This is a genomic window from Sphingomonas sp. Sph1(2015) (assembly GCF_001970915.1).
Classification (GTDB): domain Bacteria; phylum Pseudomonadota; class Alphaproteobacteria; order Sphingomonadales; family Sphingomonadaceae; genus Sphingomonas; species Sphingomonas parapaucimobilis.
In genome coordinates this window covers 1-20,990 of sequence record NZ_MQUI01000026.1, presented here as the reverse complement: position 1 = coordinate 20,990, position 20,990 = coordinate 1, and the positions used below count along the sequence as shown (strand labels likewise).

21 protein-coding genes are annotated in these 20,990 nt (G+C 66.9%); 16 read left to right on the top strand and 5 right to left on the bottom strand.

Features of this window, described 5'->3' with window-relative positions; translation table 11 throughout:
- The first annotated feature begins 114 nt into the window (after positions 1-114).
- Together BSZ14_RS11720 and BSZ14_RS11715 are read left to right on the top strand one after the other, a co-directional pair.
- On the top strand, positions 115-756 hold the full coding sequence (locus tag BSZ14_RS11720; protein ID WP_089413638.1) for a SatD family protein: 642 nt from the start codon (positions 115-117) through the stop codon (positions 754-756).
- The gene (locus BSZ14_RS11715) at positions 753-1,169 is read left to right on the top strand and encodes a hypothetical protein (RefSeq protein WP_076711048.1); all 417 of its coding nucleotides are present in this window, start codon (positions 753-755) and stop codon (positions 1,167-1,169) included. The genes BSZ14_RS11720 and BSZ14_RS11715 overlap by 4 nt, the downstream gene beginning before the upstream one ends.
- A 4-nt stretch (positions 1,170-1,173) precedes the next feature.
- Here BSZ14_RS11715 and BSZ14_RS11710 read toward each other — a convergent pair whose 3' ends face one another.
- A complete protein-coding gene (locus BSZ14_RS11710; RefSeq protein ID WP_042486414.1) occupies positions 1,174-2,700 on the bottom strand; it encodes a CpaF family protein in 1,527 nt (508 codons plus the stop codon).
- Between the two features lie 108 nt (positions 2,701-2,808).
- Here BSZ14_RS11710 and BSZ14_RS11705 point away from each other — a divergent pair, with 108 nt between their 5' ends.
- On the top strand, positions 2,809-4,326 hold the full coding sequence (locus BSZ14_RS11705; protein ID WP_198930502.1) for a S1C family serine protease: 1,518 nt from the start codon (positions 2,809-2,811) through the stop codon (positions 4,324-4,326).
- A 14-nt stretch (positions 4,327-4,340) separates the two neighbouring features.
- On the opposite strand, the gene BSZ14_RS11700 is transcribed toward BSZ14_RS11705, so the two are convergent.
- Positions 4,341-5,174 carry a bifunctional transcriptional activator/DNA repair enzyme AdaA gene (locus tag BSZ14_RS11700; protein WP_076711047.1) on the bottom strand — a complete coding sequence of 278 codons (834 nt, stop codon included), beginning with the start codon at positions 5,172-5,174 and terminating at the stop codon, positions 4,341-4,343.
- A gap of 221 nt (positions 5,175-5,395) precedes the next feature.
- Here BSZ14_RS11700 and BSZ14_RS11695 point away from each other — a divergent pair, with 221 nt between their 5' ends.
- From BSZ14_RS11695 to BSZ14_RS11670, 6 genes are all read left to right on the top strand, one after another.
- Positions 5,396-5,965: a F0F1 ATP synthase subunit delta gene (locus tag BSZ14_RS11695; RefSeq protein WP_076711068.1), complete on the top strand. Its 570-nt coding sequence runs from the start codon at positions 5,396-5,398 to the stop codon at positions 5,963-5,965.
- Positions 5,966-5,972: 7 nt separating this feature from the next.
- Positions 5,973-7,502 carry a F0F1 ATP synthase subunit alpha gene (atpA, locus tag BSZ14_RS11690; protein WP_076711046.1) on the top strand — a complete coding sequence of 510 codons (1,530 nt, stop codon included), beginning with the start codon at positions 5,973-5,975 and terminating at the stop codon, positions 7,500-7,502.
- 99 nt (positions 7,503-7,601) lie between these two features.
- A complete protein-coding gene (locus BSZ14_RS11685; RefSeq protein ID WP_076711045.1) occupies positions 7,602-8,477 on the top strand; it encodes a F0F1 ATP synthase subunit gamma in 876 nt (291 codons plus the stop codon).
- Entirely contained in the window at positions 8,477-9,070 is a 594-nt protein-coding gene (locus tag BSZ14_RS11680; RefSeq protein WP_076711044.1) for a hypothetical protein, read from the top strand. Before BSZ14_RS11685 ends, BSZ14_RS11680 begins: the two co-directional genes overlap by 1 nt.
- A complete protein-coding gene (gene atpD / locus BSZ14_RS11675; RefSeq protein ID WP_042486472.1) occupies positions 9,070-10,542 on the top strand; it encodes a F0F1 ATP synthase subunit beta in 1,473 nt (490 codons plus the stop codon). The genes BSZ14_RS11680 and atpD overlap by 1 nt, the downstream gene beginning before the upstream one ends.
- A gap of 74 nt (positions 10,543-10,616) precedes the next feature.
- On the top strand, positions 10,617-10,868 hold the full coding sequence (locus tag BSZ14_RS11670) for an ATP synthase F1 subunit epsilon (protein ID WP_007405041.1): 252 nt from the start codon (positions 10,617-10,619) through the stop codon (positions 10,866-10,868).
- A gap of 303 nt (positions 10,869-11,171) precedes the next feature.
- Here the strand turns inward: BSZ14_RS11670 and BSZ14_RS11665 are convergent, their stop codons facing one another.
- The 3 genes from BSZ14_RS11665 to BSZ14_RS11655 all read right to left on the bottom strand — a co-directional run bounded on the left by BSZ14_RS11665 (position 11,172) and on the right by BSZ14_RS11655 (position 15,190).
- Entirely contained in the window at positions 11,172-13,343 is a 2,172-nt protein-coding gene (locus BSZ14_RS11665; protein WP_076711043.1) for a primosomal protein N', read from the bottom strand.
- A 63-nt stretch (positions 13,344-13,406) separates the two neighbouring features.
- Positions 13,407-13,649 (bottom strand): DUF333 domain-containing protein, encoded by a 243-nt coding sequence (locus tag BSZ14_RS11660; protein WP_198930501.1) that lies wholly within the window; start codon positions 13,647-13,649, stop codon positions 13,407-13,409.
- An 80-nt stretch (positions 13,650-13,729) separates the two neighbouring features.
- Positions 13,730-15,190 (bottom strand): sensor domain-containing diguanylate cyclase, encoded by a 1,461-nt coding sequence (locus BSZ14_RS11655; RefSeq protein ID WP_042486468.1) that lies wholly within the window; start codon positions 15,188-15,190, stop codon positions 13,730-13,732.
- Positions 15,191-15,549: 359 nt separating this feature from the next.
- On the opposite strand from BSZ14_RS11655, the gene BSZ14_RS11650 reads away from it, so the two are divergent.
- From BSZ14_RS11650 to rplQ, 7 genes are all read left to right on the top strand, one after another.
- Positions 15,550-16,242, top strand: coding sequence for a response regulator transcription factor (locus BSZ14_RS11650; RefSeq protein ID WP_056431327.1), 693 nt, complete (start codon positions 15,550-15,552; stop codon positions 16,240-16,242).
- Positions 16,239-17,594, top strand: coding sequence for a sensor histidine kinase (locus tag BSZ14_RS11645; RefSeq protein ID WP_076711042.1), 1,356 nt, complete (start codon positions 16,239-16,241; stop codon positions 17,592-17,594). Before BSZ14_RS11650 ends, BSZ14_RS11645 begins: the two co-directional genes overlap by 4 nt.
- 165 nt (positions 17,595-17,759) lie before the next feature.
- The gene (locus BSZ14_RS11640) at positions 17,760-18,008 is read left to right on the top strand and encodes a hypothetical protein (RefSeq protein WP_042486397.1); all 249 of its coding nucleotides are present in this window, start codon (positions 17,760-17,762) and stop codon (positions 18,006-18,008) included.
- 158 nt (positions 18,009-18,166) lie between these two features.
- A complete protein-coding gene (gene rpsM / locus BSZ14_RS11635) occupies positions 18,167-18,535 on the top strand; it encodes a 30S ribosomal protein S13 (RefSeq protein ID WP_042486395.1) in 369 nt (122 codons plus the stop codon).
- 93 nt (positions 18,536-18,628) lie between these two features.
- Positions 18,629-19,018 (top strand): 30S ribosomal protein S11, encoded by a 390-nt coding sequence (gene rpsK, locus BSZ14_RS11630; protein WP_042486392.1) that lies wholly within the window; start codon positions 18,629-18,631, stop codon positions 19,016-19,018.
- An 88-nt stretch (positions 19,019-19,106) separates the two neighbouring features.
- Positions 19,107-20,171, top strand: a complete 1,065-nt coding sequence (locus tag BSZ14_RS11625; RefSeq protein WP_042486388.1) for a DNA-directed RNA polymerase subunit alpha — start codon at positions 19,107-19,109, stop codon at positions 20,169-20,171.
- Positions 20,172-20,431: 260 nt separating this feature from the next.
- Entirely contained in the window at positions 20,432-20,854 is a 423-nt protein-coding gene (rplQ, locus tag BSZ14_RS11620) for a 50S ribosomal protein L17 (RefSeq protein WP_076711041.1), read from the top strand.
- Positions 20,855-20,990 lie beyond the last annotated feature (136 nt).

Here is a 20,990-nt window from a genome sequence, read left to right as displayed (position 1 = left end):
CCTTTATGGGCTAATATTGAAATTACCCCCTTTTTGGGTTAAAAGGGGAAATGACCCGTTTTCGGGTGAATGATATGGGTGAAAATACTGCCGATGTCTTGTTATGCCGTTCTGATGGGCGATCTGGTCGATAGCGAAGGCCATGACGATCCCGAACAGCTTCACGCCGCGTTCAATGCGGCGATCGAGCGGCAGAATGCGGGCCTTGCCGCCGATATGATGTCGCCGCTGACCATCACCCTGGGGGATGAATTTCAGGGGCTGCTGACGTCGCTGGACGCCGCCGCTCGGGCCGCGCGGGCTGTTCGTTTCGACCTGATGCGTCAGGACATCGATTGCCGGTTCGTCATCGGCCTGGTCGACCTGAAGACCCCGATCAACTCTGAGCGTGCCTGGAACATGATGGGGCCGGGCTTCGCCGCCGCGCGCGAAAGGCTGGGGGAGAAGCGTTCTTCCAGCCGCTACCGATTCTCCATACCGCAGGATGCCCTATTGGAAACGCTGCTGGACGCCATCGGTGGAAGCCTGAGCGCCATCGAACGCGGCTGGTCCGTAGCGCAGCGTGACGTCATCATCGCCTTGTCCGAGGGCGCTTCGGTCGCCGACGTGGCGCAGGCGCGCGACGTCGGCATCCCCAATGTCTACAAGGTGCGCAGCGCCGGGGACTATGATCGTTACCTGACCGAATGGGACGCGGTTCACACGGCGCTGGCGGACCTGGATCTTCGCTACGGGCTGGTGGGGACGGACGGATGATGCATATCCTGCTTTACACCGGCGTAGCGCTGATCGCGCTGATCTGGCTGGGCAATGAGATATGCCGGGGCATTTTCAGCCTGACGGGGCTGAAGGATTCGATCGCGCATCTGCCCACGCCCGTTCACAGCGCCGGGCGCTGGATCGGGGCTTTCGAGCGGTTGATCCTGGCGGTCGGCATCATCGCGCACAGCTGGGAAATCCTGGCCGCCGTCATCGCGCTGAAGACGGTCGCGCGCTTCAAGGACATGGACGAGCGGGCCTTCGCCGAATATTTCCTCGTCGGCTCGCTGTTCAGTATTTTCTGGACGATGCTCGTGACCAGTGCGTGGCTCGCCTATGACCACAGGGTCGGGGGCGACGTTCGGAAGCATGCCGAACAATATATGGGGATCGAGGCCAGGAAGGACTGATCCCCTACAGGCATGCCTCCAGCAGCGCCTTGTCGAAGCCGAACTGCCTGGCCTTGTCCAGCGTATAGGGGCGCAGGCCCGACGAGCGATATTCACCGATGATCTTCCCGTCGGTGCCTTCGTCCAGATATTCGAAGGCGAACAGCTCCTGCGTGACGATCACCGGGCCTTCCATGCCGATCACCTCGGTGATGTTGGTGACGCGACGGCTGCCGTCGCGCAGGCGCTTGACCTGGACGACCATGTCGACCGAGTCGGCGATCTGGCGGCTGATCGCCTCCTTGGGCACCTTGATGTCGGACATCATCACCATATTCTCCATGCGGGCCAGCGCCTCGCGCGGGGAATTGGAGTGGAGCGTACACATCGACCCGTCATGGCCGGTGTTCATCGCGGCCAGCAGGTCGAAACATTCCGAGCCGCGAATTTCGCCCAGGATGATCCGGTCGGGCCGCATTCGCAGCGCGTTCTTCACGAGGTCGCGGATGCTGATCTCGCCCTGGCCTTCGAGATTGGCGGGACGGGTTTCCAGCGGCAGCCAGTGCGGCTGTTGCAGGCGAAGCTCGGCCGCGTCCTCGATGGTCAGCACGCGCTCGCCCGGGTCGATCATCTTGGACAGGGCGTTCAGCATCGTCGTCTTGCCCGAGCCGGTGCCGCCCGAAATGATGATGTTGAAGCGCGACGCCCCCGCGATCTTCAGCAGCGTCGCCATGTCCTGGCTCATCGATCCGCCGCTCGCCATCATGTCGAGCGTGATCGGCTTGGCGGAGAATTTTCGGATCGAGATGGCCGTGCCGCGAAGCGACAGCGGCGGGACGATCACGTTGACGCGGCTGCCGTCCTTCAGGCGCGCATCGGCCAGCGGCGTGGTCTGGTCGACGCGGCGGCCGACCGAATTGACGATGCGCTGCGCGACCTGGAACAGATGCTCCTCGTCGCGGAAACGGATATTGGCCAGCTCCAGCCGGCCTTTGCGCTCGACATAGGTCTGCTCGGGGCCGTTGACCATGATGTCGGTGATGTCGGCATCGGCCAGCAACTCCTCGAGCGGCCCCAGGCCCAGCAGCTCGTCGACCAGCACCTTTTCCAGCGCGAACTGCTCGCGCCGGTTGAGCGTCAGCTTCAGCTCGGCCAGCACCTCGCCGATGATCGGGCGGAATTCCTCGGCCAGTTCGTCCTTGCCCAGTGTCGCGGCAGCCTCCGGGTCGACACGCTCCAGCAGGCGGGGGAGGACCTGTTCCTTGATCCGGTGGATCGACGCCTCGAACCCCTCCCCGCGCGCCGGGGTCGGATCGATGGAGGCGGCCTGGCGTTCGGCCAGCCGCTGCATCGCGTCGGCGGCGGTGCCGGGCGCGGCGATCGCGCCTTCCAGTGCGGACAGCGGCGGGAATTGCGCGCCGCCACCGGGGCCAGGCGAATCGGACTCCGGGCGCGTGACGGGGCCGGGGCCGTGCATCGGGCGCGCCACGCCAAAGGCCGGACGCCCACCGCCCGCGCTTCCCAAACCCTGACGGCGACCGAACGCACTCATCCCGACATTCCCCATGGCATCCGGCCATTCCCTAAATGGCAAGATTTACCATATGCCTAACCGATCCCGGTTGCAGGCGGTGGAATGGGCGGGATATGGCCCTGTCCGATGCTGAGCCGGTTCGTCCTTGCCGTCCTCCTGACCCTGGTCGGACTGTCGCCCGCGCTGGCCGGGGCGGACGACATCGCCGCGACCGCGCGCGGGGTGGTGCGGGTCGTCACCATCGCGATGGTCGACGATCAGGTGGCCGGATTCGGCCATGGCTCGGGTTTCGCGGTCGCGCCCAATCGGATCGTCACCAACGCGCATGTGGTCGAACTGGCCGAGCGCTATCCCGACAATGTCGTGATCGGCGTCGTCCCGTCGGAGGGCAGCAAGTCCTATCAGGGCCGGGTCATCGCCTATGATTCGCGCCGCGACCTGGCGCTGATCGAGGTGAGCGAGGCCAGGCTGCCGCCCGTCGCCCTGTTCACCGGCCCCGTGACCGAGGGGGATCAGGTCATCGCGCTCGGCTATCCCGGCAATGTCGACCTGGCGACGGCGCAGTCGGCGGCGGACTATATCCGCCCGCTCTCGCCCGTCCGGTCGCAGGGTGTGGCCTCGGGCCGCCGTGCGCTGACCGGCATCGAGGTGCTGCTCCACACCGCCAGCATCGCGCGGGGCAATTCGGGCGGGCCGCTGCTCGATCCGTGCGGGCGGGTGATCGGGGTCAATTCGGCGCTGACGCGCGCCGATGACGGCGATTCGACCTTCGGCTTCGCGATCGCCGACACCGAGCTGATGGCGTTCCTGCGCGAGGCGAAGCAGCCCTATGCGTCGGTCGGCGTGCCCTGCACCTCGATCGAGGAGCGATTGCGCGAGGACAGCGCGGCGGATGCACGGGCCGTCGCCGATGCCGCGGCCGCCAAGCGCGAGGCCGCCAATGCCGCCGCGCTGCGCCGCGAGGAAGCGCTGAACGCCGCGCGGGGGCAGGCGGAGCGGCTGCGCGAGAATGTCATGGCGGTCGCGGCGCTGCTGCTGGTCGGCGGCGCATTGGCGGTCGGCGCGGCCGGGCTGCTGGAATCACGGGGTTCCCGGCGCGCGGCGATCTGGACCGTGTCGGCGGGCGGCACCGCCATCGTCGCGGCGGTGGTCGTCTTCCTGCTGCGCCCCTCCGCCGAGATCCAGTTGCCGCGTGAGACGATGACGACGACCACGGGGCCAAGCGCGCCCGGCGCGGCGATCGGCCCGATGATCTGCACCCTGATCCCCGATCGCAGCCGGATCACCGTCTCCTCGACCGCCGAGGCGCGGCTGGACTGGGGCGCCAATGGCTGCGTCGATGGTCGCGTCCAGTATCTGGAGGGCGAGGGCGGCTGGCAGCGGGTCATCGTGCCCGAGGAGGAGCCGACCGTGACCGTCGCGCGCTTCGATCCGGTCACGCGCACCTATACCCAGACCCGTTACATGCTGCCCGCGACCACCATGGAGGCGATCCGCAAGCTGCATCAGCCCAGCACGCCGAACGCCTGTGTGAAGACCGACAAGGCGCTCCAGAATCTGGAGGGCGAACAGGCCCAGATCCGCCAGCAGCTGCCCCCGCTGCCCAATGAAAAGCTGGTCTATAGCTGCCGCTCGGGCCGCTGACCGGCCCCGAATCGTCAGCTGGCGTCGAGCAACGCCCGCGACACCGCCTCGATGAAGGACAGCCGCCGCGCGGGTTCGGGGAGCAACGGGTCGGGGGCTTCGGTGGCGGCGACGATCCGGGCGATACGATCATGCATATTCGTGTCCGCTGGGCGAATGCTCGCGCCGGGCAGGGAGCGGGCAAGCGTCTGTTCGTCGTCCTCGAACGCGATCCGCGCAATTCCCCGGTCGGTCGTCGCGACCAGAAGCGGCCCCATCGGCGACGGAACGACCGCCCAGACGATGCTCACCCCTTCGCCGCCGCGTCGCCATTGCCCCGGCGCCATGCCGAGCCGCTGGTCGCTGTCCGCATAGAAGCGGCTGGGTGCGGCATAGCCCGCTTCGTACAAAGCGGCGGTGATACTCGGTTCGGCGGCGAGCGCCCGTGCGGCGCGGGCGGTGCGCCGCGCCCGCGCATAGGCGGCGGGCGTGACGCCGGTCGCGCGCTTGAACAGCCGGTGGAAATGATGCGGGGCATAGCCGACCCGCGCGGCCAGCGTGCCGAGCGCGGGCGGCGCCTCGGCCGCATCGATCAGGGAGATTGCCGCCGCCACCGCCTGCCGGTCGCGGGTCACTTCGTCGGGCAGGCAGCGCAGGCAGGCGCGGAACCCCGCCGCGCGCGCCGCCTGCGGCGTGTCCAGGAACCGGACATGCTCGCGCCGGGGCCGTCGGGCCGCGCAGCTCGGGCGGCAATAGATGCCGGTGGTCTTCACCGCGACGACGAAACGGCCATCGGCGGAGCGGTCGCGCGCATCGAACGCGGCCCAGGCGGCGTCCTCGTCGAGCGGTTCGGGCGGGGTGTCGGTCATGGCCGGGCGGTTCTGGCAAAATCCATTGTGGCTTTCATCCCACGGCTTGCGGCCAAAGCTCTCACGCTTGCGTCACCAACCTGTCATAACATGTGCCACGCAGCTTGCATCCAAAGGTTCCCGATGCTAACCGCCCGCCAACCCATCGGAGGCGCGTTTTTCGCGCCCCGTTCCCCATGGGGCCAACCCGTTCGTTGTTCGAGGAATTCGCATCCGTGGAGATGTCCGGCGGTACTATAAGCGGCACAGGCGGCATCCAGGCGAGCCTGGGTGGTCGTTATGCGCTCGCGCTGTTTGAAACGGCCGAACAGAGCCGTTCGATCGACACGATCGAGGCCAGCCTCGTGACCCTGCGCGATGCGCTGGCCGCCGACCAGGATCTGGTCGCGCTGACCAAGAGCCCGGTCGTCGCGCGTGGTCAGGCGGTCAAGGCGATCCTGGCGGTCGCCGACACGCTGGGCCTCGACGGGGTGACCAAGAATTTCCTCGGTGTCCTCGCCGAGAACCGGCGCCTGTCGGCGCTGCCGCAGATCATCCGTGCCTTTCGCCAGCTGGCCAGCCGCCATCGCGGCGAGGTCGCGGCCGAGGTGACGAGCGCCCACCCGCTGACCGAGGCCCAGGTCGCCGAGCTGAAGCAGCAGCTGCGCACCCGCGTCGGTCGCGAAGTGTCGGTCGACCTGTCGGTCGATCCCGACCTGCTCGGCGGGCTTGTCGTCCGCATCGGTTCCCAGATGATCGATAGCTCGATCCGCACCCGTTTGAATGCGCTCGCCAGCGCGATGAAAGGCTGACGTTCCCATGGATATCCGCGCCGCAGAAATCTCCAAGGTCATCAAGGACCAGATCGCCAATTTCGGCACCGAGGCCCAGGTCAGCGAGACCGGCCAGGTGCTGAGCGTCGGTGACGGCATCGCGCGCATCTACGGCCTCGACAATGTCCAGGCGGGCGAGATGGTCGAGTTCGCCAATGGCGTTCAGGGCATGGCCCTCAACCTCGAAGCCGACAATGTCGGCGTCGTGATCTTCGGCTCGGACGCCGAGATCAAGGAAGGCGACACCGTCAAGCGCACCGGCACCATCGTCGACGTGCCGGTCGGCCGTGGCCTGCTGGGCCGCGTCGTGGACGGCCTGGGCAACCCGATCGACGGCAAGGGTCCGATCGAGGCGACCGAGCGTCGCCGCGTCGAGGTGAAGGCGCCGGGCATCATCCCGCGCAAGGGCGTGCATGAGCCGGTGCAGACCGGCCTGAAGGCGATCGACGCCCTCGTCCCCGTCGGCCGTGGCCAGCGCGAGCTGATCATCGGCGATCGCCAGACCGGCAAGTCGGCCGTCGCGATCGACGCCTTCATCAACCAGAAGACGGTCAACGCCGGCACCGACGAGTCGAAGAAGCTCTACTGCATCTACGTCGCCGTGGGTCAGAAGCGCTCGACCGTGGCGCAGCTGGTCAAGACGCTGGAAGAGAATGGCGCGATGGAATATTCCATCGTCGTCGCCGCGACCGCCTCGGAGCCTGCCCCGCTGCAGTTCCTTGCGCCCTACACCGGCACCGCGATGGGCGAGTATTTCCGCGACAACGCGATGCACGCGCTGATCGTGTTCGACGATCTGTCGAAGCAGGCCGTCGCCTATCGTCAGATGTCGCTGCTGCTGCGCCGTCCGCCGGGCCGTGAAGCCTATCCGGGCGACGTCTTCTATCTGCACAGCCGTCTGCTCGAGCGTGCGGCCAAGATGAACGACGCCAACGGCGCCGGTTCGCTGACCGCGCTGCCGATCATCGAGACCCAGGCGGGCGACGTGTCGGCGTACATCCCGACCAACGTGATCTCGATCACCGACGGCCAGATCTTCCTCGAAACCGACCTGTTCTTCGCGGGCATCCGCCCGGCGATCAACGTCGGCCTGTCGGTCAGCCGCGTCGGCTCGGCCGCGCAGACCAAGGCGATGAAGAAGGTGTCGGGCTCGATCAAGCTGGAGCTGGCCCAGTACCGCGAAATGGCCGCCTTCGCGCAGTTCGGCTCGGACCTCGACGCCTCGACGCAGAAGCTGCTGAACCGCGGTGCGCGCCTGACCGAGCTGCTCAAGCAGCCGCAGTTCAATCCGCTGCCCTTCGAGGAGCAGACGGCGTCGATCTTCGCGGGCACCAACGGTTACATCGATAACGTGCCGGTGGCGCAGGTCGTGCGCTATGAGTCGGCGATGCTGGCGTACCTGCGCAACGATCATGCCGATGTGCTGGCGATGATCCGCGACACCAAGGATCTGGGCGACGAGGCCAAGGGCAAGCTCAAGGCCGCACTCGATCAGTTCGCGAAGATCTTCGCATAATTGTCCGTCACCCCGGCGAAAGCCGGGGTCTCGTGCCGCAAGCGCGCGCTCGACGTGAGAGATCCCAGCCTGCGCTGGGATGACGAAGTGGGAAACTAGATGGCGAGCCTCAAGGCCCTCAAGATTCGGATCAACTCGGTCAAGTCGACCCAGAAGATCACCAAGGCGATGAAGATGGTCGCCGCCGCCAAGCTGCGCCGCGCGCAGGAGTCGGCGCAGAACGGCCGTCCCTATGCCGAGCGTCTCGAAGCGGTGATGGCCGGCATGGCTGCGCGCGTCGGTGGCGTCGGTGCGTCGCCGCTGCTGGCGGGCACCGGCAAGGACGATGTCCAGCTGCTGGTCGTCGCCACCTCGGAGCGTGGCCTGGCGGGTGCGTTCAACACCAACATCGTCCGCGCCGCGCGCCGCAAGGCCGACGAGCTGACCGCGCAGGGCAAGACGGTGAAGTTCTACCTCGCGGGCAAGAAGGGGCGCGTGCTGAAGCGCTTCTTCCCGAACGCGATCCTTGCCGATCATGACATGAGCGCGATCAAGGCGCCCAAGTTCGACGACGCCCGCGAGATCGCCGACGACCTGATCGCCCGTTTCGAGCGCGGCGAGTTCGACGTCGCGCACCTGTTCTACTCGAAGTTCGTCTCGGCGCTGGTGCAGGACCCGGTTTCGCAGCAGCTGATCCCCGTGCCGATGCCCGCGCCCAGCAAGGCCGAAACCTCGGTCGAGGCGGTCGCCGAGTTCGAGCCGAGCGAAGAGGATATCCTCGACGCGCTGCTGCCGCGCAACGTCGCGGTGCAGATCTTCCGCGCGCTGCTGGAAAACCAGGCCGGTTTCTACGGCTCGCAGATGAACGCGATGGACAATGCCACGCGCAATGCGGGCGACATGATCCGCCGCCTGTCGATCCAGTATAACCGTACGCGCCAGGCCGCGATCACCACCGAACTGGTCGAGATCATCTCGGGCGCCGAGGCGCTCTGATGCGTCTCGCGCTCCTTCTGGGCCTGACGGTCGCGCTGGCCGGATGCGGCCGGGCGTCCGACCAGCCGAAGGACGCGCCCAAGGCCTCGCCGACGCCGTTCGTGTCGGGCGGCTGGGCGACAGTGTTCGCCAATGCGCCCGAGACGGTCAGCCTGCTCGACCGGATGGGCTTTCGCATGAGCGGTTACGCGCCCGTGCAGGGCCAGTATCGTGCGATCGCGCAGGCCACGCCGATGGCCGATCCGTCGGTGTCGCCGGTCAACATGGGCAATCTGATCGTCGAGGGCGACGCATCGCGGCTGAACAGCCTTCGCTTCTCGCTCGATATCGTCAATCTCGACACCAGCCCGTTCGCCAAGACGCAGTTCATCCGCTGGGTGACCAAGCCGATGGATCAGCTGGGTCTGGACGGCAAGGATGCGGTTTCGGCCGCGATCCAGACCGAAAGCGCCACCACCGGCCACCTGACCGGCGCCGATTATCGTGTTACCCGTGACAAGATCGACGGTGGCCGTCGTCTGGTCGTAACCTTTACCCGCCCCGAAGCCCGCCCCGAAGCTATGTCGGGCTCTACCGAACCAAGGAAGCAATGATGGCAACCGCCGCTGAGGACATCCGGCCGACCACGGCCACCAACAATGTCGGCACGATCGCCCAGGTCATCGGCGCGGTCGTCGACGTTCACTTCCCCGAAAACCTGCCCGCGATCCTGTCGGCGCTGGAAACGGACAATAACGGCACCCGCCTGGTGCTCGAAGTCGCGCAGCATCTGGGCGAGAACACCGTCCGCACGATCGCGATGGACACGACCGAGGGCCTGACCCGCGGCCAGACCGTGACCGACACCGGCAACCAGATCCAGGTTCCGGTCGGCCCCGCGACGCTGGGTCGCATCCTGAACGTCGTCGGCGAGCCGATCGACGAGCGTGGCCCGGTCGCCACCGACCTGCGCGCGCCGATCCACGCCAAGGCGCCCGAGTTCATCGAGCAGTCGACCGAGAGCGCGATCCTGGTCACCGGCATCAAGGTCATCGACCTGCTGGCTCCGTACGCCAAGGGCGGCAAGATCGGCCTGTTCGGCGGCGCGGGCGTCGGCAAGACGGTTCTGATTCAGGAACTGATCAACAACATCGCGAAGGGCCATGGCGGCACCTCGGTGTTCGCGGGCGTCGGAGAGCGTACCCGCGAGGGCAACGACCTGTATCACGAATTCCTCGACGCGGGCGTGATTGCCAAGGACGCCGAGGGCAACGCGATCAGCGAGGGCTCGAAGGTCGCGCTGGTGTACGGCCAGATGAACGAGCCGCCGGGCGCCCGTGCGCGCGTCGCGCTGTCGGGTCTGGCGATCGCGGAATATTTCCGCGACCAGGAAGGCCAGGACGTGCTGTTCTTCGTCGACAACATTTTCCGCTTCACCCAGGCGGGTGCGGAAGTGTCGGCGCTGCTGGGCCGCATCCCGTCGGCCGTGGGCTATCAGCCGACCCTGTCGACCGACATGGGCGCGCTGCAGGAGCGCATCACCTCGACGAACAAGGGTTCGATCACCTCGGTGCAGGCCGTGTACGTGCCCGCCGACGACTTGACCGACCCGGCGCCGGCCACCTCGTTCGCCCACCTGGACGCGACGACCGTGCTCAACCGCGCCATCTCGGAGCTGGGCATCTACCCGGCCGTCGACCCGCTCGACTCGACCAGCCGCGTGCTGGAGCCGCGCATCGTCGGCCAGGAGCATTATGAGACGGCCCGTGCGGTCCAGTCGCTGCTCCAGCGCTACAAGGCGCTGCAGGACATCATCGCGATCCTGGGCATGGACGAGCTGTCCGAAGAGGACAAGCTGACCGTCCAGCGCGCCCGCAAGATCCAGCGCTTCCTGTCGCAGCCCTTCCACGTCGCGGAAGTCTTCACCGGCATCTCGGGCAAGTTCGTCCAGATCGAGGACACGATCCGTTCGTTCAAGGCGGTGGTCGACGGCGAGTATGACCATCTGCCGGAAGCGGCCTTCTACATGGTCGGCGGCATCGACGAAGCCGTCGCCAAGGCCGAGAAGCTGGCGCAGGACGCCTGATGACATGGGGGGACGGTTTCGGCCGTCCCCTCTTTCCTCTCCCCGGCGGGGAGAGCGATGCGAGATTTTAGACCATGCTGCACTTCGAACTTGTCACGCCCGAAAAGCTCCTCCGCTCGGAGGAGGTGCATATGGTGGTCGTCCCCGGCACCGAGGGCGATTTCGGCGTGCTGGAGGGCCATGCGCCCTTCATGTCGACCATCCGCGACGGCGCGATCCAAGTCTATCGCACCGACAAGGGCGAACCGGAGTCGATCCAGATCCGCGGTGGTTTCGCCGAGGTGGGGCCGAAGGGCCTGACGGTGCTGGCGGAGCATGCGGGGTAAGGGGCTTCCTTAACCGGGTTTTGAAACGGTCGTGGCGAAAGTCGCGGCCGTTTTTGTTTGGGGCGGGGGTGGGGCGTGGCCTTCGACTGCGCTCAGGCTGAACGGAGCGTGGGGAAGGTAGCTATTCCAAACCGCCGTTCAGCCTGAGCGTAGTCGAAGGCCACGCGAAACCATCAGCCCCAAGCACGCCCCTCCCGCAGGCGGGAGGGGATGGGGGAGGGAAAGCTGCAAGCGAATTTCTCGGTGAGACCCCATGCCCTCCCCCGACCCCTCCCGCCTGCGGGAGGGGAGAAAAAGCGCCGCTTACAAAAAGCTGTATGGGTCCACATCCACCGCGACGCGCACCTTGGCGGACCATTCCAGCCCGCCCAGCCACTCGCGGATCACATCCTGCACCGCCAGCGCACGCCGGGCGTGGACCAGCAACCGATAGCGATGCCGTCCGCGCAGCATCGCCAGCGGCGCGGGCGCAGGCCCGAAGACGTGCATCCCATCCACCTTGGGGGCCGCGCGCGCGATGGCGTTGGCGGTGGACTGGGCCGCGCCTTGATCCTCCGACGAGACAATGATCGCGGCATAGCGGCCGAAGGGCGGGGCATCCGCATCCCGCCGCGCTTCGGTTTCGGCGGCATAGAACGCCTCGGCATCGCCCGTCACCAGTGCCTGCATCACCTGAGCCTTGGGACTGTGCGTCTGGATGAAGACATGGCCCGGCTTGGCCCCGCGCCCGGCGCGGCCCGAGACCTGGCGGATCTGCTGGAAGGTCCGCTCCGCCGCGCGCAGGTCGCCGCCGTCCAGCCCCAGGTCCGCGTCGATCACCCCCACCAGCGTCAAATTGGGGAAGTGATAGCCCTTGGTGATGAGCTGCGTGCCGACGACGATATCGATATCGCCCGCCTCCATCCGCCCGACGAACTCCGCGGCCTTGGCGGGGGACCAGATGGTGTCGGAGGTGACGACCGCGATCTTCGCCTCGGGGAACAGGGCGGTGGCTTCGTCCGCGATCCGCTCGACGCCGGGGCCGCAGGCGACCAAAGTGTCCTCGCCCTCGCATTCGGGGCAGGCGCGCGGTGTGGGCAGGACATGGCCGCAATGATGGCAGGCCAGCCGCCGCACCAGTCGGTGCTCGACCATCCAGGCGGTGCAGTTGGGGCATTGGAACCGATGCCCGCAGGTCCGGCAGAGCGTCAGCGGGGCATAGCCGCGCCGGTTGAGATAGAGCAGCGACTGTTCGCGCTTCTCCAGAGTTTCCTTCATCGCCGCGACCAGCTTGGGGGCGATCCAGCGGCCGCGCTCGGGCGGGTCCTGGATCAGGTCGATCGCCTCGATGCTCGGCATCTGCGCGGGGCCGAAACGGCCGGGCAGCTTGACCTCGGTATAGCGGCCCAACGCGACCTGTTGCCGCGTTTCGATCGCGGGGGTGGCGGAGGCGAGGATGACCGGGCACGGCTCGAACTTGCCGCGCATCACCGCCACGTCGCGCGCGTGATAGTGAACGCCGTCTTCCTGCTTGAAGCTGGTCTCATGCGCCTCGTCGACGACGATCAGGCCGAGATTGCGATAGGGCAGGAACAAGGCCGAGCGCGCGCCGACCGTCACCAGCCCCTGACCGCTGGCGATCGCGCGCCAGGCGCGGCGTCGTTGCGAGGAGCGCAGACCCGAATGCCACGCCACCGGTTCGCAGCCGAAACGGTCGTGGAAGCGCTTGAGGAACGGTTCGGTCAGCGCGATCTCGGGGAGCAGGACCAGCACCTGCCGCCCTTCCGCGATCGCCTGCGCCACCGCCTCGAAATAGACCTCGGTCTTGCCCGATCCGGTGACGCCGTCGAGCAGCACCGGCTGGAAGCTGTGCGAGGTGACGCCCGCGACCAATATGTCCGCCGCCGCGCGCTGATCCTCGGACAGGACCGGGCGGTGATGGTCAGGGTCGGGCAGGGGGAAGGGGCTGTCGATATCGACCTCGACGCCTTCGATCGCGCCGTTCTTGACGAGCCCCCGGATCACCGCGTCGGAGACGTCGGCCATCGTCGCCAGCTCGCGAATCAGGCCCTGGCGGTCGCCGATCCGCTCCAGCGCCTGCGCCCGCTGCGGGGTCAGGCGATCGGGGACATGGCCGGTGACGCGATATTCGGTGACGGTCCGCGCGCCCTCCAGCGCCGAGGTGGAGGACAGCGCCATCCGCACCACGGCAGCGGGCGGGGCGAGATAATAGTCCGCCGTCCACTCGATCAGCCGCCGCAGCGCATCGGGCAAGGGCGGCGCGTCCGCCACGCCCAGCAAAGGACGCAGGCGGTTGTCGCCGACCTCGGCATCGGAGGGCATCCGCTCCGGCTCCCACACCACGCCCAACAGCTGGCGCGGGCCGAGCGGCGCGACGACGATCGACCCCGGCTCGACCGCCAGCCCGTGTGGCACACGGTAATCGAGGGGGCCGAGCGCGGAGTTCAGGACAAGGACGCGGGCGCGCGAAGACATGGACCCGCTATATGGGGCGGTGGGGCCAGGAGGGAAGGGCCGGTGCCTGCGCGCGCGGATGCGTCAGCGGAACGGATTATGCCGGGGTGCGGGCTTCTTGCCGTTGAACATGCGGAGCAGCGTCCATTCCTCGACGATCTTCTTGCCCGGCAAATAGCACAGGCCGATTGTCCCGCCATTGGCCAGCTTGGCCGAAACCGACCGGCCGCCCATGGTGGCGCAGAAGGTGGAGGCGGGGTTGGGCATCGCCGTGGCGGCCACGGGCATGGTGGCGACGACGATGGCGAGGAAAGCGGCCTTCTTCAAGATTACGGTCTCCCTTGAGGTGGAGATCGCGCGATAGGACGGCCAAATTGAATGCAGGATGACCGACGCGCGCGTGCGGCTCAGTTTGCCCGCCGTCGATCGCCGCGTCGCCGTTCGCCCACCCGGTCGCGCTTGGCGCCATAGAGGCGGCTGTCGGCATGGTGCATGAAATCGCGGTTGGTCCGGCAATCCTCGGGACGCAGCGTCACCGCGACCGTGCCCGCACAGCTCATCGTCAGCTTGTCGATGGTGATCGTGATGGCCAGCAACCCCTCGATCCGCGCGCGCAGGGCGTCGATATCGGCCAGCAGCGCAGGATCGTGGACGATCAGCCCGAACTCGTCACCGCCCAGCCGCGCGACGAAGCTGCCGTCCAGCCAGTCGGAGCGGAGGCGCTGGCCGACGATTCGCAGCACCTCGTCCCCTGCCGGATGGCCCAGCGTGTCGTTGATCAGCTTGAACCCGTCCAGATCGATCAGGACCAGCGCCAGCGCCGTGCCCTTGCCGACGGACTCGGCGATCGCCGCCTCCAGCGTCCGGTCGAACGCGGCGCGGTTGGCGAGCAGGGTCAGCGCATCGGTATCGGCATTGCGGCGCAGCTGGGTCTCCAGCGCGTGGCGCTCGGTCACGTCCTGGAACATGCCGACCAGCCCGTACGGCTCGCCGTCCAGCATCTCCCGTTCGCCCATCACGCGCACCCGGCGCTTGCGGCCCAGTGCGGTGATGAAGTCCAGCTCGATGTCGAACGGCTCGCCGCTGCGCACCGTCTGCGCCATCGTCTTGCGCAGCACCTCGCGCGCGGCGGGCGGGTAATAGGACAGGCCCTGGTCGATCGTGCAGGGCTGGCCCGCGGGCAGTTCGTGGATGCGGTACACGCCTTCGGACCACATGGCCTGGCCGTCGGCCAGGATGATCCGCCACGATCCGATCATCGCCAGCCGCTCGACCTGGCGAACGGTGCGGTCCTTGGCGCGCAGATCGGCGGCCTGGCGGTCGCTGAATTCGGCCATGGCGTTGGCCCGCCGGGCGATGGCCCGCGCGGCGATCAGCGCCTCGGTCAGTCGCGCCAGATGCCGCAGCGTCTGTTCCCCCGCCGGGCTGAGCGAGCGCGGCGTGGCGTCCATCACGCATAGCGATCCGATCGCCTGGGGCGCGCCGTCCAGATCGGGCACGCGGATCGGCATCCCGGCATAGAAACGCGTCCCCGCCTCGCCCGTCACGAACGGATTGACCGCGAAACGCGGATCCAGGCTGAGGTCGGGGACGATCGTCACGTCGCTCGAATGGATGGTATGGTCGCAAAAGGCGACGTTGCGCGGCATTTGCCGGGGCAGGTCGCCGATCGCCGACTTGACCCAGAAGCGGTCCCGGTCCGCCAGGGTCAGCGCCGCCACCGGGCAGCCGAGCATGTCGGCGGCCAGTGAGACGAGCGCATCGAATTCCGCCTCCGGCTCGCTGTCGAGCAGCGCATGCGCCTGAAGCGTGGCCAGACGCCGTTCTTCGTCGAACGGCGCGGGGATGGTAAGGGGGGCTTCCATCATGATGTGCGAACCATAGCCCAAAGAATTTTCAAAACCTTAAAAATGATGGAAGCATAAGAATTTATTCGACTTTTTGTGCGATCGAAATGACAGAACGCGACCGGCCGAACCGGGGATGGGATGGATGACGTATTTGTCACATTATGGTCACCCCGGGGTATCCCGCCGGGCTGTAGCCCTTTGCCCCACGGAGTTCGAAGAGCTCGGCACCCGATACTCCCGGGGGTGCCGTCGCGACCGGCGGGAAGAGCGCTTCCCGCCGGTCTTTCCTTGGCGGCAGCAGCGGTGAGCCGGGATCGAGCGACCCCGAGATGCCGCCGCAATCATGAATGTCGCCCAATGACGGAGCAGACGAGCCGATGAGCCGCAAGATCCTGATCGTCGAAGATGACGCCTCGACCGCCGCCTATGTCGCCAAGGGGCTGGCCGAGGCGGGTTATGCCGTCGAGCAGTGCGGGGACGGCCGCGACGGCCTGTTCCTGGCGAGCGAGGGCATATTTGACCTGATCATCGCCGACCGGATGCTGCCCCGCCTGGACGGGCTGGCGATGGTCAGCGCGATCCGGGCCGCGGGCATCTCGACGCCGGTGCTGGTGCTCTCGGCGCTGGCCACGGTCGACGACCGGGTCGACGGGCTGAAGGCGGGCGCGGACGATTATCTGTGCAAGCCCTTCTCCTTCGCCGAGCTGTCGGCGCGGATCGAGGCGCTGGTGCGCCGTTCCGACCGTGCCGCGTCCGAGCCGACCCGCACCAAGCTGAGCGTCGGTGACCTGGAGATCGACCTGCTGGCGCGCACCGTGACGCGGGCGGGCAAGATCATCCCGGTGGGCGCGCGCGAGTTCAATCTCCTGGAATTCCTGGCGCGTCATGCGGGCCAGGTCGTCACCCGCACGATGATGCTGGAGAAGATCTGGAACTATCATTTCGACCCGGGCTCGAACGTGGTCGACGTCCATATCGGTCGTCTCCGCCGCAAGCTGGAGGAGGGGTTCGGCAGCCCGATCCTGCATACCGTGCGCGGCGCGGGCTATAGGCTGGCCGTCGAAGGGTGAAGCCCCGGCTGACGATCTCGGCGCGGATCGCGCTGCTGTCGATCATCCTCGCGCTGGTATCCAATCTGGCGCTGGTCGGCTTCATCTGGAAACAGACGAGCGCCGATGCGGTGGCGGCGCTCCACCGCGAGATCGTCGAACAGGCCGATGCGCTGCGCGCCGTGTGGCGCACCGGCGCGCTCCCCGCACTCGCCGATGCAATCAAGGAAGCGCGCGAGCCGGGTGACGTGTCGCTGGTGCTGGCGATCTTCGATCCGCAGGGGCACCGGATCGCGGGCTATGCGCCGCGCCATCTGGCCGTGCCGCTGGCCGACACGCCGTTCCGCATCGCGGTGCTGGGCCGCGACAACGTATGGAACGCGCGGGAGGCGGGCTATACGCTCCATCCCATCGGCAATGACTGGCTGCTGGTCGGGCGTCCGCTCGACCTGATCGAGGCGCAGCAGGTCGCGATCGAGCGCGCGCTGGCGCTGGCGGTGTTCCTGTCGCTGATGCTGGGGGCGGGCACCGGGCTGGTGCTGGCGCGCTATGTCACGGGGCGGCTCGATACCATCGTCGCGGTGATCGACGCGGCGGGTGAGGGCGATCTGACCCGCCGTGTCCGTCTGGTGCGTGACGGCCATGATGAGGGCGACGCCTTCGACCGGCTGGCCGAGCGGCTGAATGCGATGCTCGGCAAGATCGAGCAGCTGATGGCCGAGCTGCGCGTCGTCACCGACAGCCTGGCGCACGATCTCCGCTCGCCGCTCGCCCGGCTGCGGACCAAGACCGAGCAGGCGGTGCTGATCGCCGACCCGACCCAGCGCGAGGCGGCGTTGGGCGGCCTGCTGGTCGAAACCGATCTCATCATGCGGATGCTGACCATGGTGATCGAGATCAGCCGGTCCGAGTCGGTGACGCGCGACCGCTTCACCCTGGCCTCGCCGGTCGAGCTGGTCGAGGAGATCGGCGAACTCTATGCCCCGGTCGCCGAGGAGGCCGGTCTGCGCTTCCTGATCGAGGTGGAGGCGCGCCCCGCACCTTTGCCGCTGCACCGCGAGCTGATGAGTCAGGCGCTGTCCAACCTGATCGACAATGCCCTGAAGCATGGCGCGTCGGGCGGCGAGGTGACGCTGCGGCTGCGCGAGGGGGCGGAGGGCATCATCTTCCAGGTCGAGGATCATGGCCCCGGTATCGCCGAGGCGGACCGGGCGCAGGCGTTGAAGCGCTTCGGACGACTCGACACCGCACGGACGACACCGGGGGCCGGGCTGGGCATGGCGTTGATCGAGGCGGTGGCGCGGCTGCATGGCGGTCGATTCGAGCTGGCCGACAATGCGCCGGGCCTGATCGCGCGACTGGTGATTCCTTAAATCCTCCCCGGCACGGGGAGGGGGACCGGCGAAGCTGGTGGAGGGGGCGTGCGGCACAGGCGCGTCCTGTGTGGAAGTCCCCCTCCGTCAGGCTGCGCCTGCCACCTCCCCGTGCCGGGGAGGATCGGACTTGCCCTGCCGCCCCGGCGCTTTACACCCCGCGACATGGACACGCTTTCCCTGTTCGGCCTTATCGCCGTTTCCTTCACCCTGGTCTGCTATGCGATGGAATCGGGTTCGCACTGGTGGACGCTGGGCTTCTGCCTGGGATGCGTCGCGGGGTCGGCCTATGGCTTTCTTCAGGGCGCATGGCCGTTCGGGGTGGTCGAGATCATATGGGCGATCGTGTCCTTCCGCCGCTGGCTGACGCTCAAGCGGCTGCAATCGGCGAAGTTTGTGGAACCGATCGCTTGACAGGGTGTTGCGCGGGGCTTAACGGACCGTCCTTCCAACACCCCCGGTTGAACGACGCGCGCGTGACGTGCGTCGCCATTCCGCGTGGCGGAACCATCGCGTTGAGATGGAGCATGTGCGGCCATGCCATGCTCCGTGGAGCTAGGAGAACAAGTTTCATGGCACGTATTGCGGGTGTTAACCTCCCGACCAACAAGCGCGTATTGATCGCGCTGACCTATATCCACGGCATCGGTCCGGCCAAGGCGAAGCAGATCACTGCCAAGCTGAACATCGCCGCCGATCGTCGCGTCCAAGACCTTTCGGACCAGGAAGTGCTCCAGATCCGCGAGACGATCGACGCCGATCACACGGTCGAGGGCGATCTGCGTCGCGAAACCGCGATGAACATCAAGCGCCTGATGGACCTGGCCTGCTATCGCGGCCTGCGTCACCGCAAGGGCCTGCCGGTCCGCGGCCAGCGCACGCACACCAACGCTCGTACCCGCAAGGGCAAGGCGAAGCCGATCGCTGGCAAGAAGAAGTAATTCGCCCCGGGCGAATTACTCCGCCGGAGGCAGGCTTGTGGCTGACCGCCCGCCGACCTCCGCATCAGGATACTAGGTCAGGACTTTCATCTAATGGCACGTGAACCGCAGCGCATTCGCCGTCGCGAGCGCAAGAACATCACCGCCGGCGTCGCGCATGTGAACGCCAGCTTCAACAACACCATGATCACCATCACCGATGCCCAGGGCAACGCCATTTCGTGGTCGTCGGCCGGCATGATGGGCTTCAAGGGCTCGCGCAAGTCGACCCCGTATGCGGCCCAGGTCGCAGCGGAAGACGCGGGCAAGAAGGCCGCCGAGCACGGCGTCCGCACCCTGGAAGTCGAAGTGAAGGGTCCGGGTTCGGGCCGCGAGTCGGCGCTGCGCGCGCTGCAGGCGGTCGGTTTCCAGATCTCCTCGATCCGCGACGTCACCTCGATCCCGCACAACGGCGTGCGGCCTTCCAAGCGTCGCCGCGTCTGATGCTTCCCATGGCCGGCTGACGAGTCGGCCATGCCTCTCTCCATGGCTGGAACCGTCCCCGTTCCGGCCCACAACTCAGGGGAACCACGTGTCTGTCAACGCAAAGAACTGGCAGGAACTGAAGAAGCCCAACGCGCTCGAGAAAAAGGGTGGCGATGGCAAGCGGAAGGCGACGTTCGTTGCCGAACCGCTGGAGCGTGGCTTCGGCCTGACGCTGGGCAACGCGCTTCGCCGCGTTCTCCTGTCGTCGCTCCAGGGCGCGGCGGTGACCTCGATCAAGATCGAGAACGTGCTGCACGAGTTCTCGTCGCTCGCCGGTGTGCGTGAAGACGTCACCGACATCGTGCTGAACGTCAAGCAGCTCGCGATCCGCATGCAGGGCGAAGGCCCCAAGCGTCTCCAGCTCTCGGCGACCGGTCCGACCACCGTCAAGGCCGGCGACATCGCCGTGTCGGGCGACATTGAGGTCATGAACAAGGACCTGGTGATCTGCCATCTCGACGAAGGCGCGACGTTCAACATGGAACTGACTGCCGATATCGGGAAGGGCTATGTCCCCGCCGCGTCGAACCGTCCGGCCGATGCGCCGATCGGTCTGATCCCGGTCGACGCGCTCTACTCGCCGGTCCGTCAGGTGTCGTACAAGGTCGATCCGACCCGCGTCGGCCAGGACCTGGACTATGACAAGCTGACGCTCTCGATCGAGACCGACGGCACCGTCACCCCGGAAGACGCCGTGGCCTATGCCGCACGCATCCTCCAGGACCAGCTGGCGTTGTTCGTCCATTTCGACGACTCGGCGCTCACCCGCGCGGCTCCCGTGGGCCAGGCGGCGATCCCCGCCGCCGGTGGCGAGCCGCAGAGCGACGCGCAGCAGATCAACCGTTACCTTCTCAAGAAGGTCGACGAGCTGGAACTGTCGGTGCGTTCGGCGAACTGCCTCAAGAACGACAACATCATCTATATCGGCGATCTGGTCGGCAAGACCGAAGCCGAGATGCTGCGTACTCCCAATTTCGGTCGCAAGTCGCTGAACGAGATCAAGGAAGTGCTGTCGTCCATGGGTCTGCGCCTGGGCATGGAAATCCCCGGCTGGCCGCCCGAGAATATCGAGGAAATGGCCAAGAAGCTGGAACAGGAGATCATGGGCTGAGCCACACGCGGATAGCGATGCTGTCCGCGAGACGGCGAAAGTCCGGCCGGCGGGTCGCCCACGGGCGACCCGTTCGACGTCAGGATCGCGGCTTCGCCGTGATCCGGTCCTGACGGCCCGGCCCCTCCACCATCGCTTCGCGACGGTCCCCCTCCCCATCGGTGATGGGGAGGATTTGAATAGGTGAAGGTGACGGCCTCAACGGTCACCAGGTCTGGGGTTTCCGTCAAACGGCCCCTTAACGAACGAAGGAACTACCCATGCGTCATCGCGTCGGCGGCCGTAAGCTGCAGCGTACCTCGGCTCATCGTATTGCGCTTTTCCGCAACATGTCGGCCGCGCTCATCAAGCATGAGCAGATCACCACCACCGTCGCCAAGGCGAAGGAACTGCGTCCCTATGTCGAAAAGCTGGTGACGCTGGCGAAGAAGGGCGGTCTCTCGAATCGTCGTCTGGCCCATGCCCGTCTGCTCGACGACGCGCAGCTGGTGAAGCTGTTCGACGTTCTGGCGTCGCGCTATGCCGATCGCAACGGTGGTTACACCCGCATCATCAAGGCCGGCATCCGCGCCTCGGACGCCTCGCCGATGGCGATCATCGAGTTCGTCGATCGCGACATCTCGGCGAAGGGCCAGGATTCGGGTCCGGTCATGAACGAGGAAGATTTCGACGAAGCCGCGTAATTTCGCGCTTCCCGAAGACTTTCGAGAGAGGGTCGTCCCAGCGATGGGACGGCCCTTTTTTATGCTTGGCTCCCCCTCCCGCAAGTGGGAGGGGGCCTCTTCTTCCTCCCCTCCCACTTGCGGGAGGGGTTGGGGG